We start from the raw sequence: 12,102 nt of genomic DNA, 5'->3' as shown, positions 1-12,102 counted from the left end.
CAGAATCCGCCGGCGACGGCACCGCTGCCTACGTCTCGGCTCCCGCGGTCCGCTGGGCCAGCGGGAGCACCATCGCGATCGCGGCGATGGCGTGATCGGTGAGTCGAATCAGCCGGAATTCGTCCAGCACCGCCCTCATCAGGGCCTTGCGGTCCTGCCAGCCGTGTTCGATGGCGCAATGCGCGACCACATCGGCCAACTCACGCGCGGGAACCTCATCGAGCGAACGGGGCCCGAGCCGTCGGCACCGTGCTTCGGGTTGGCCCGGCACCCGGTATGTGCACAGCTCGGGGTACCCGATGCCGAGGGGATCGTCGACGAGAAGCCTGCCCTCGGCCACCACATCGCGCAGTGCCGCATCGAGTTTCCGCGTGACCTGTTCGGTTCCACGGGTGCGGGCGGCGCTGACGTATGCCGCGCGCAGCCGGGCGCCCGAGACGGGCCCTTCGACCCTGACCACCCGCACGAAGTCGTTGATGATCGTTCGATGTGAAGCCGAGGTCGGACTCTGCAATTGCGCGGTGAACGGTTCGTACGGCTCCATCTGCCAGACCTGTGGACGCGATTCGACGGCTTCGCCGGAAGTCCGTGTGACAGCCGGCTCGGTTGCCGTGTAGATCACACTCGTCGGGGCGCTCGCGAGCCCGGGTTCGCCGAATCCGGGCGGTGTGAGTGCCTCCGATGCCGCATCCGGCACCGCGTCGTCGGCATCGAGGTCCACGATGCTCTGCGCGACCGGCGTGTAGCCTGCTGCCACAGCGGCGGATGCGCCATCTCCTAGAGTCGACGACGAGAGGTCGGGTTCGGTCACATCCGCCGTCGTAACTGTCGATGACTCCGTAGCGAATACCGTCGGCCCCCGGCCGATCGGATACAACTCGCGTTCGTCGAGCAGGTCCCACAAGCTTTGCAGACACTGTTCGGCATCGGAGACGAAGTCGGACTGGCGAATTCGGTGCACCGGCCAGTCGCAGCGCTCGAGATCACGTTGCCTGGACAACTCTCGCCGATATTGTTCGGGCCCGTCCCACCGGTCGCCGTCACATTGCACGGCGACGCGGCCGCTGCCGCCGACGATGACGAGGTCGATATCGTGGCCGACGTCGGAATCATGGGCGAGCACACGATATCCACGCCGGACGATGTGATTGAAAACTTGCTGCTCGAACAGTGATTCGAAGGGTGCGACCAATTGGTCGTCGGGCACCTCCTGCTGTCGTTCGGCCACATCGTGAGCCACCCGCAGCTGAGCCTCATTGCAGTAATCGATCAAACGGAATCGCAGATCTTCGGGATTGCGGAGCTGATCGGCGGTGACCGAGTGGTACAGCCACAACTGATCACGCGCACGGGAAACAGCGACGTTGTAGCGCTGTACGGCTGCCTCCATCGTCTGCGCGGTGAGCCGCTCGTCGTCCGCCGCCGCCTTCACCATCGAGAGGAAAATGACATCACGTTCGGCACCTTGGAAGTCGGCGGCATCACCGCAGCGCAGATCGCGACGGGCGATCTCCTCAGGCTGAATCCTGGTCACCAGCATGTTCCAGATGAGTTTGGCCTGGCGTGCGCCGAGTAGTGAGATCACGCCGAAGGTCTTGCCGTCGTAGCGGGGATCGGCAAGACATTTCTCGATCTGCGCGACGATATGCTCGGCCTCCACGGGATTGGTGTTGTTCGGTCCGTTGACCCCGTCGGCGACGTGCACCGTGCGGATCGGTGGCAGCCGATCGCTGCCGAACAATCGCACGGGGACCAACCGGATGTTCTCCGGCTCGTAGGCGATTCGATTGGAGAATTCGACAATCTCCGGAACGCATCGACGGTGTTCGACCAGGGTGAGACGCGACTGGAAACTCTTGGCAGCCTCGTCGAAGAGGCTGCGTTTCGGGTCGACCAGCGTATCTCTGAAGCGGTGATCGTAAAGATATTGCACCGCAAGGCTATTCAGCTGCGACTGATCGATTCCGACCGCTGCAGGCGATACCTGTTTGTCGTCCCCGATGACGACGATGCGGGGTGCTAGGTATTGCAGGAAGACAGCTTCCAGACCGGCCTGCGACGCCTCGTCCACAATGATCACGTCGAACATGTTCTGTGCGATATTCAGCTGTTCCACGACGCGATACAGCGGCATGATCCAGACCGGCACCGCGGTTCGGCACCGCCCGAGCGCATCTCGGATACTCGCCTGCCTCTGGTCGGCGTACTTGCCGGAACCTTTCCCGAGCCGCCGCACGAGCTGGGCGTACTGGCGAAGATCCTGCTTCGAGGTCTCGGTCAGCCGATCCGGGGCGATCGCGAGTTCCCACGCCCTGGTCACCGCGAGTTCCGTTGCGCAGTTGCGCATCTCGGCCTCGACCGCGTCGAGACTTCGACACAGCGCGTTGGCTTCCTCATCCGGCTGCTTCGACAGCCACCGGCCGAGGGCTACCCACCGCTGCGCCGCAGTGAGGTCGGCCAGACGACCGTCCCATACTGCGTCATCCAGGGATGCCGTAATGGCTTCGCGCAATGCGGGCATTTCACTGAGTTGCGTGTCCAAACCCGCACGGCGGGAGAGTTTCTCCCGCAGCGACTGCAATTCGGCGAACCGCGCGCAACCCCGGCGATACGCCGATACGTCACGCTGTGACACCGCGTCGGACAACCCGCGCAGGCACGGTGAATCCACCGCCGCCACGGCATCGCCGAGCCGGGTCTCCAGCCGATCCAGCGGCGCTCGGGCGGTGACCCAGTTGTCGTGGGCCGCTACTGCGCTGACGACGTCGACGGCTACTCGGATCTGTTCGGATTCTGCCCAATTCGGCTGTGACAACCCCAGTTCCGTCAAACGGTTGGCGGTCTGGGCCAGCTTTTCACCGAACTCCACCAGGCGGACAACATACGTGTGTGCGAAACGATGCCACGCGACCCGCTCCTGCAAAGTGTCTTCGGGCGGAATTTCGACGTCCACCGGCCACGAGCGGTCGAGTTCGAACAGCAATCGGCGCCCCTGCTCCGAGCGCAGGAAGTGGTTCAGTTGCTCCGGCGTGGTCGGCGGCTGCCCGTCCACCCGCACCTGCGCGAACAGCTGCGCCGCATCCTTGACGATTCGAGGTGTGCGGATACCGATCTTCGGTAGCCCGTCGGGACGCACCTTGATCGGGCCATTCTGTTCTATGTGCCGCCGGAGGGATTCGGCGAGTGCTTCCAAGGGTCCGGTGTCGGCCTGTGCAACCGTCACCTGCGTGAACCCCAGCGCATCGACGACCTGGCCGGTGTGCTGCAGCAGGTCACCGATTCGCTTGCAGCGCGATTGCCATTCGTGCAGTCTGCCGAGCTGAATCTCACTGACAGCCTTGATGATCCACCGTTCGGGCCGGTTCGTCAGCTCAGCCGCGAGTTGCTGCAATCCGGTCAAGCGTGCTTGGACTTCCGAGCGATCGGCGGGCGGCAAAGCGGCCAGGTGCACACGCCACGGATGATTTTCCAGCGATTCGTACTGTCGCCGTTGCGAATCGGCCTCGGACTCCGCGCGACACAATCGCGCGAACTCAGCGGGTTCCGCGAGCTCGTCGGTGCGCATGGGCAACGGAATCGACAGCTCGGAATCTGCCAGCGCCGGATCGAGTTGCAGCCGTCTCCATTCCGCGATCTCGGTGCCGCTCGAGGCCAATCGGTCGGCAGGCAGAAGCGATTCGGCCCAGCCGAAATCGGCCGCTTCCGTGCGATGGCGGACGACCAACTCGGACAAGGTCCCGCGATAGCCGGCTATCTCGTGGATCGCGACCTCCCGCTCCCGCAGATTCAGCAGTGCGTCATGGATTCCCGCACGCCGCTGTCGCAGGCCTACCACGCGTTGTTCGGCCTTGCTCACCCGTAGTTGCGCCGCACCGGCCTCATGGTCGGCAGCCATCTGTGAAATTCGGTCGACCGCAACCTTGAGGTCGGCGAAGTCGTCGCGGGAACTCCCGACGACCGCGACACACAATGGCCGAATCGGTTCGGGCAGTTTGCGTCGTACCTCCTCGAGGGCCCGGTCGGTTTGCGCGGTCACCAGTACACGCTTGCCCTGGGCGAGTAGGTGCGTGATCAATGCGGCCGCGGTATGCGTCTTACCGGTGCCTGGCGGCCCCTGCACGATCGTGTGCGCGTGCGAGTCCACATGGTCCAAGATCCGCAGCTGAACTTCATTGAGCGGCAAGGGAAGAAAGCTGTCCGCACCGTCGCGGACGATGGCGCCGTCGTTGACGGTTGCTTCGGTGTGCGGACGGTATTCGGGGTCGACCAGAGGCCGCAACCCGGTGGGCACAGTCCCGGTCGAACGAATGGTGTCGGCGATGGTGCGCAGTACCCGAACCAGTCCGCCCCTGCCGCGGCGGCGCATGATCAGCGCCGGCGCGTAGGCCGCAGTAGGCGAACCGGTCGCGCCGGTCGGACGCATCTCATCGAGATAGCCGGCCTCGGGATCGACGCAGTTGATCAGCATGCGCACAAGCCCGGCGGCCGCCGACCGGTCGAACAGGCTGATTCCGCCATCGCGGGCGAACTCCTCCGCTCGATGCAGATCGCCCGGCGCCGACAGTTGCGAGTGTTCCAGGATATCCAGCAGCTCGATATTCGGTTCCGTGGCGCCGCGGTCGTGAGACAAGGTCAGTTTTCCGGAATCCGAGTCGAATTCGATCATGACCGGAACCGTGAGGATGTGCCGCTTGACCGTCTCGCTCCCCGGGGCGCGCCATTCCAGACAGCCGACGCCCAGCACCACCTCGAGTGTCTCCGCCGCGGCGCTCGATTGGGTGTACATGTCGTAGACGGTGCGGTACAGCCCCAGCACTTCCATATCCCGGCGGGCACGTTCGGCCCACGAACGCCACCTCACCAGCCAGTGGTCGAACAGTTCCACGACGCCGGGGTGATCTGTGAGAAGGACCGTCTCGGATTCGCCTGATTCGTGCGAAATCTCGCGCCTTCGAAGGAGTTCGGGTTCAATGCCCGGTTTGTCGATCACCTGGGATACCAGCCAGGATCTCATCTCGAGGTCCGGCTCCGGCGGTGCGGCGATCTTCACCTTGCCGAGGGTCAGGAAACAACCGTCCTGCGCGTCCGGATCGTAAGTGGCGCGCTCATGGGTCGGGACGTCAGCGAGCCAGACCACAGCACCATCCCTGGCGTAGGCCGACAAATTCGAAATCCGCTTCATGCCGACCCGCTGCGCGAACGCAAGGTAGTCGAACAATCGGGCACCCCGGTCCGCCAACTCGCCCGCCGGACTCCGCTCCCCGACCCGCATGCCCACCTCCGAGATCACACACAACCAACTGATTCGCTATCGCGCGGCATCGATATTGCGCTACAGCCTTTCGGCATCCGGCGGGGTATCCCCGGGCGGGATCGAGCCGGCCGCTCAGCGCATCACACCTTCCCGGATTCGCCGGTCAGCATCGCCCAGACGCGAGCAGACGTTAACGAACAATAATTGTCTTGACAATGTTTTCATGCTCGCATACGTTGTCAACACATCTGGCGGCAGCCGCGCATCGCGGCACACGTTTACCAGCCGATCAGAGCCGCACTTCGCACGATCCGGAGAACCCGTTGAACGCCGTCCGCAACACCACCGCCATCGCCATGCTCGCGATCGCCGCAATCACCGTCACCTGCGGTAGCGCAACCGCCGAACCCACCCCGCCCGCGATCAGCGCACCCGCCGGCTCGCAGGGCACCGATCAGGGCATCGGTTACGACATCACCAGCGCGGGCACCACTCTCACCGCTACTCTCACCGGCGGTACTTTCCACCTCGGCGACGAAGCTGTAATCGTCACCAACGACGCGGGTGCCATCGTCGCCACCCTTCCGCTGCGAATCACGGCAGGCGACCGCGAGCTGACCCTCGCACCCCGAATCACCCCCGCCGCAACCACATTGGTCGCCGACGTCTCGGCACAGGACATCGGATATTGGCGCAAGACCTCGCCGAGGCAGCGCAGCATCGAAGCCGGCATTGGGATCGGCGCCGCGATCGGTGGAATCGGTGGCGCGCTGCTGGGCATCGTCGTCGGCATCGCCACCATGGGCATGCTCATCCCGATCACGCTGCCGATCGGCCTACTCGTCGGAGTGCTGGGCGGAATGGCCGTCGGCGGTGCCGCCGGTGCGGCGATCCCGAATTCGGATGTGCCGGACCAGTGGGACTACCAGCAGGAGTGCCACGGCAGCGGCGAGTACCGGCACTGCTGGTAGCCGCCTCTCTCTCGAACGAAACCCTTTCATCTCAACGAAAGTCATCACGATGAAACTCCCTCTCGCCTGTGGCCTCCTCCTCACCTGCGCCGCCGTCGGCGGCACCGCCCTGGTCGCCGGCCCCGCCCACGCGGACGATGTCCACTGGACCGCGGTCGCCGTCTCCACCAACAACGGCTTGCTCAACGTCTCCCGCAACTACACCGACGTGGAGGAGGCGAAGAACACCGCGCTGACCGGCTGCGACCACCGGGTGCCGCCGCCGGCCGGCTCCAGCGCGCCGGCGCACGACTGCCGGTTGGTCCTGGTGTATCCGAGCGGTCGATGCGGTGCGGTCGCCACCGGTACTCGGTATTCCGACGGGGACGCGGTCGGCAGCACGTACTCGTGGTCGGTCGGGAACAGCCTCAGTGAGGCGGATTTCGACGCGATCATGAAGAACCCCGGGCTGGGGTCACCGTGTGGTGGTCGGACTGCCAGTACTGATCGCGTAGACACCGCGCGCTTCTTCTGCCTCAGGGCACCGCACGAAACCCATTGGGCGACAAGCCCTCAATTTGTTCGCTCACGAGCGGACACGACACGCCGCTGAGACCTCGACGGCAGAACGGAACCACCCATGAAAAAGATCTCTCGACGCATCGTCACCACCTCGGTAGCCGCGTCGATCCTCGCGGCCGGCTTCGCCACAACCGCGCAGGCGGAAACAGCGGAACCGAGCCCGGCGACAACTCCTTCGACCGTCGAACCCGTCGCGGCCTCCTGCACCTATCTACCGGGCCAGCCGGAACCCCTGACCATCCTGGAGCGAAACCAGTCGATGGGGATCGGTCTCGCATTCGGCCTGGTGGCCGGCGCAGCTGCCGGCGCCGGATCCAGCGCGGTCACGTTGGGACTGGCTGCGCCTCTTACTGTTCCGCTCGGCATGGCGATCGGCGCCGGAGCCGGAGCTGCCCTCGGTTACAACGCATACCAGGTGCCTCCGGGCTGCGTTCCGGGGCAGTGAGCAAAAAGGTGACAGGACTCGCGGTGCGACCGATCGTCTTCGGGGCCATCGCCGTGGTCGCGATCGCCGGATGCGCGGACTCCAGTGATCGCGCCGACACGGCGACCTCCGCCTCGCATTCATCAACGCCCTCACCCACACCTCGACGCGGTGAAATATCGGACCAAGACCGGGTTTTCATCTCCCAGCTCTCGGACTATTGGCTGCGATCCGTGGATCGAGCCGACCTCATCGAAGCGGGTGAAGTCGCATGTCGCCGGATGCGCGGCGGCGAGAAACTGCAGGTCATTGCCCAGCTGGCCGACGGAACCATCGACGGCAACTCGGTCCGCGCCGACGCAACGAAACTCGAGCACACCGCCGACTTTCTGCACGCCGCGTCGACTGCCTACTGCCCTGACCAGCTGAGTGGCGTCAAGTAGCCACAACCAGGCCCACGAATTCTCGCACCAACCCCAGACACCTACAAACTTAGGGAACCTCATGACCGCTCCGGTCCCACCTCAACACCCGCCCTACTACCCGCCGCCGAAGAAGAGGCGCGTCTGGCCCTGGATTCTCGGCGGATTCGCCGCCTGCATACTGCTGTTGTTCGGCGGATGCGCCGCACTCATCGGGGGCGTCGCACACGAAGCCTCCAAACAAGAGACCGAACGAACCACGGCGGCACCGCTGGGTTCGGAGGTGCGCGACGGCAAGTTCGCCTTCGTGGTGACCAGGCTAGCCCCTCCGGTTTCGGAGGTCGGGGACAACCCGTACCTGCGCAAACAGGCTCAGGGCGAGTACGTTCTGGTCCACGTCGATGTCACCAACACCGGTGACCGTCCCCAAACCTACTTCGGCGACAACCAGAAACTTGTCGACGGCCAAGGGCGGCTCTACAGCAACGACACCGGCGCCGAGATCAATCTGAACAAAGATCTGTCGACCGAGATCAACCCGGGCAACAAGATCTCCGTGACAATCGCATTCGATGTGCCGAAGGGCACTCAGGCCGCAGCGATCGAGTTCCACGACTCCGCGTTTTCCGGCGGCGCTCGCGTCGCGGTGAAGTAGGGCGGCACCTTCGCCCGTTGGACGCGACCATGCCCAGCAGCACCGAGCCGTGGCCGCATCCGTCCGAGGGTTGCCACGAGGCCGCCGCTCGAACCCGTCTCCTGGCAACCCACTTCTCGATAGACTCTCACTTCTCGCGCAGTTCGGCGAGCACGCGTTCTCGCCTGTGCGACATAAGCATTCGCATTGATTGGGGGATCTTCTATGCAGAACACGCTGCCCGCCGTCGAAGTATCCGCGGGGGATGCCGAGCGCCTGCGCGATCTGGTGTCCGACGAGATCTCCGCCGATATGTCGGTCTCTCCGGAAATGGCCGCGACCATACTGGCGGCCTTCCCAGATACCGCCCCTGCCGGCCCCGGATCCGGTGGGGTGCTGGCCGGGATGTTCCTGCGATCGATCACGGTGCACGGCTTCCGGGGTATCGGACCGAAGACAACGCTGGACCTCCAACCCGCGCCCGGCCTGACGCTCGTGGTCGGCCGAAATGGTTGCGGCAAATCCAGTTTCGCCGAGGCCGCGGAGTTCGCGATCACCGGCGACAACAAGCGATGGTCGGACCGCGGCCGAATCTGGCGTGATGGCTGGCGGAATCTGCACGACGGTGCGGCCCCGACCATCGAAGTCGAATTGCAGACGGAGTCCGCGGAGAACCCGCTGACCATCACCGGTACGTGGAGCGCCGGGGCGGGACTCGAGGAGGGCAGCTGGACCACCCGCCGCAAAGCTGGTGAGCCGATACCAATGGACCGCGGCGACCTTGCCCGGCCGCTGGAATTGTTTCGTCCGTTCTTGTCCTACAGCGAGCTGGGCTCACTGATCGACGGCACGCCGACCGCGATGTACGACGCGCTGCACCGCCTACTCGGTCTCGACGACATCAACGCCGCGTTGCAGAACCTGCAGCGGCGACGACTCGAGATCGATAAAGCCGCCAAGGAGGTCAAACAGGGCAAAGAGGTCTTGCTGACGGAATTGTCGGCCGTCGACGACGACCGTGCGCGCGCGGTCCTCGAGCTGCTCGATCGGCGCAACAACAACCTGGCCGCCATCTCTCAGACGGTGCTCGGCGCCGAAGCGGATGCTTCCGGCCCCGCGACGGCTCTGAGCGGCATTGCCGCGCTCGGGCTCCCCAGCTCAGCGCTGCTGGTGGAAGTCACTGGCCGTCTCGACGCTGCCGCAGCACAATTGACCGGTGCGGCGACAGCGGAAGCCGACGCGGATACCGCGATTCTGGAGATCTTGGACCTCGCCGCCACCTACGCCGCCGGCGACGATTGCCCATGCCCGGTATGCGGTGAAGGGCAACTCGACGCGCAGTGGAGGGAGCGGACAAGCCAGAAGATCGCCGATATCCGACAGCGCACCGCCGACCTCGCAGCGGCCAGGCGCGCACACGACGCGGCGGTGTCCGAGGCACGCAGCCTGATCCAGCCAGTCCCGCAAGCACTGTCGAGTTGCCCGATCGACGCCGGCGACGCGCTGCGGGAGTGGCGGGGATGGGCGGAGCTGCGATCCGCAGACGCCGCACAACTGCCGGCACTGATGCGTGACCATTACCAGCGACTCACCGTCGCACTGTCGGACCTGCAGGAGCGAGCGCGCGCCGAGCTGTCCCGCCTGGACACGGTCTGGGCCCCACTGGCCGTACGGATCGCCGCCTGGGTCGAGCGCGCGACATCGACGGCAACCGCTGCCGATGAGCTGAAGACCGTGAAGGCAGCCGAGGCGTGGCTCAAGAATGCCGCCGCCGGTCTGCGCACCGAGCGCATGCGGCCACTGGCCGAACTCTCGCAACATATTTGGACCACGCTGCGCCAGCAGAGCAATGTCGAGCTCGGTGGCGTCGTGCTGACGGGCAGTGCGCAGCAGCGCCGGGTGAGCCTGGATGTGACGGTCGACGGGGTGGCCGGTGCCGCGCTGGGAGTGATGAGCCAGGGTGAACTGCACTCGCTGGGGTTGTCGCTGTTCCTGCCGCGTGCCACGGCGGCGCAGAGTCCGTTCCGGTTCCTGGTGATCGACGACCCGGTTCAGTCCATGGACCCGGCCAAGGTCGACGGATTGGCCCGAGTGCTGGACGAGGTCGCGCGATCCCGGCAGGTTGTCGTCTTCACACACGACCTGCGGTTGTCCGAAGCCGTACGCCGCCTGCATATTCCGGCGACCATACTCGATGTACAGCGCCGGGAGCGGTCGGTCGTGGAAGTCCGGGTGTCGGTCGACCCGATCCGCCGCAATCTCGCCGATGCCCGCGCATTGCAGCTGACTCCCCGGTTGCCCAAGGACGAAGCCAATGAGCTGATCGCATTGTGCTGCCGACAAGCGATCGAGTCCGCCAGCACTGCGAAGGTCCGAAAGATTCTGGGCGAGAACGGCCTCAGCCAGATCGCCATCGACGAACAGCTCGCGGCGGCCGAACGGACCAAGCAGAAGCTCGCGCTCGCCCTGTTCCTGGACCGAACGAAAGAGGCGGCGGCCCTCGCACGCCTGGACCGGGAACTCGCGCCATGGGCGTCGTCGGTGATCGAGGCATGTAATCGCGGCGCGCACGGAAGCACCCGCGACGACCTCGAAGACCTCATCAATCGCGCGGAGAGGATCACGGCATGGCTCAGCAACTGACGCTGGTCCGCTCCAGGCTCGGCACTGCCGACATGCTCATCTCCGACGCCACGGCCGACCTGGACGGCCTCTGGCCGAGAGCATCGGCATGGACGCTGCGCATCGCCGTCGAGCACGCGATCGAAGAACTGTGGAACTCGGTATCGCCACGGATGGTCTCGGTAACCCGGCGTGCCCAGCTGCTGGTGCTTCCCAAGTACATCGGTGCGCAGGCGGCCGGCGAGGCGAGTGTCCTGTGGGCGGAGCTGTCGGTAGTTACTCATCATCACGACTACGAACTGAATCCGACGGTCCAGCAGTTGCGACGGTGGCAGGAAAGCTCCGAGCGGGTTGTGGCAGCGATCGACGCTGCGATGAGCGCACACACCGGTGCAAGCCGGTAATTATTGCGCTACAACGTGTTCCAATTCAGCGCAGCAAGAGCAGGCGTGAGATGTCGGGACGCGCGGTTAGCGATTGCGTCTGTCACATTTTCAGGTCATCCACCGATGTCAGTTCGGGCGATCGCCAAGGCGCATCCGGGCTCGGCCGAGCCGACGAAGAGTTCTGGGGCATAGAGGAGGTAGGCGTGGCGCACACCGCGCTGTGGGAGGACACCACCGCAGTGGAGTCCGGGCTGACCGTTCAGGTTCTGACCCAACCCGCGATCAATCTGGCGCTCGTCCACAACGGCGTGCCGCTGATCTCCGGACTTCGTGTGACGAACAATTCGGGCTCGTCGGTGGTCGACATGACCGTAACCGTCCGACTGCACGGCGACGGCGCCGAACTGACCCCGGCATGGCAGCGAACCTACGACGGCGACCTGTCCGACGGCGCCGACGTGTTCTGGGACGATTTCGGCGCCTTCGCACCGCAGACGTCCTACCTCCGGGAGCTGAACGAAAGTCACCCGGCGACACTGAGTGTCACCGTGACACGAATGTGGGGACCCGACGTCCATCTCACGACGCCGATCCGAGTCCTCGCGCACAACGAGTGGTTCAACGCGCCGATCTTCTACGACTCGCTTGCGGCGTTCGTCCAACCGAATACCAAATCCGTTCGGTCGGTCCTCAACGATGCCGCCGAACTCCTGCGAACCAACACCGGGGATTCCTCGATCAGCGGCTACCAAGCAGGCCCGGAGCGAGCCGCGCTCATTGCCGCCGCGATCTACGAAGTCCTGCGCGCACGGCGAATCCGCTACATCA

At 64.9% G+C, this 12,102-nt stretch carries 8 protein-coding genes; 7 read left to right on the top strand and 1 reads right to left on the bottom strand.

Going from position 1 to position 12,102, the window contains the following annotated elements:
• Nucleotides 1-28 precede the first annotated feature (28 nt).
• Entirely contained in the window at nt 29-5,137 is a 5,109-nt protein-coding gene (locus tag C5E41_RS07525; RefSeq protein WP_181063139.1) for an AAA domain-containing protein, read from the bottom strand.
• A gap of 353 nt (nt 5,138-5,490) precedes the next feature.
• Between C5E41_RS07525 and C5E41_RS07520 the strand changes: the two genes are divergently transcribed.
• From C5E41_RS07520 to C5E41_RS33710, 7 genes are all read left to right on the top strand, one after another.
• A complete protein-coding gene (locus C5E41_RS07520; protein WP_146097491.1) occupies nt 5,491-6,225 on the top strand; it encodes a hypothetical protein in 735 nt (244 codons plus the stop codon).
• Nucleotides 6,226-6,274: 49 nt separating this feature from the next.
• Nucleotides 6,275-6,817 (top strand): DUF4189 domain-containing protein, encoded by a 543-nt coding sequence (locus C5E41_RS07515; RefSeq protein WP_181063138.1) that lies wholly within the window; start codon nt 6,275-6,277, stop codon nt 6,815-6,817.
• A gap of 27 nt (nt 6,818-6,844) precedes the next feature.
• Nucleotides 6,845-7,231, top strand: a complete 387-nt coding sequence (locus tag C5E41_RS33720) for a hypothetical protein (RefSeq protein ID WP_181063137.1) — start codon at nt 6,845-6,847, stop codon at nt 7,229-7,231.
• Between the two features lie 8 nt (nt 7,232-7,239).
• Entirely contained in the window at nt 7,240-7,653 is a 414-nt protein-coding gene (locus C5E41_RS33715; RefSeq protein WP_181063136.1) for a DUF732 domain-containing protein, read from the top strand.
• A 61-nt stretch (nt 7,654-7,714) separates the two neighbouring features.
• Nucleotides 7,715-8,287, top strand: coding sequence for a DUF4352 domain-containing protein (locus tag C5E41_RS07505; RefSeq protein ID WP_104375084.1), 573 nt, complete (start codon nt 7,715-7,717; stop codon nt 8,285-8,287).
• Between the two features lie 204 nt (nt 8,288-8,491).
• A complete protein-coding gene (locus C5E41_RS07500) occupies nt 8,492-10,909 on the top strand; it encodes an AAA family ATPase (protein WP_104375083.1) in 2,418 nt (805 codons plus the stop codon).
• Nucleotides 10,894-11,292 carry a hypothetical protein gene (locus tag C5E41_RS33710; protein ID WP_104375082.1) on the top strand — a complete coding sequence of 133 codons (399 nt, stop codon included), beginning with the start codon at nt 10,894-10,896 and terminating at the stop codon, nt 11,290-11,292. Before C5E41_RS07500 ends, C5E41_RS33710 begins: the two co-directional genes overlap by 16 nt.
• The last annotated feature ends 810 nt before the right edge of the window (nt 11,293-12,102 follow it).

This window comes from Nocardia nova, assembly GCF_002933465.1.
Classification (GTDB): domain Bacteria; phylum Actinomycetota; class Actinomycetes; order Mycobacteriales; family Mycobacteriaceae; genus Nocardia; species Nocardia nova_B.
Note: the sequence above shows the minus strand (reverse complement) of the source record. Positions and strands in the feature narration are given on the sequence as shown.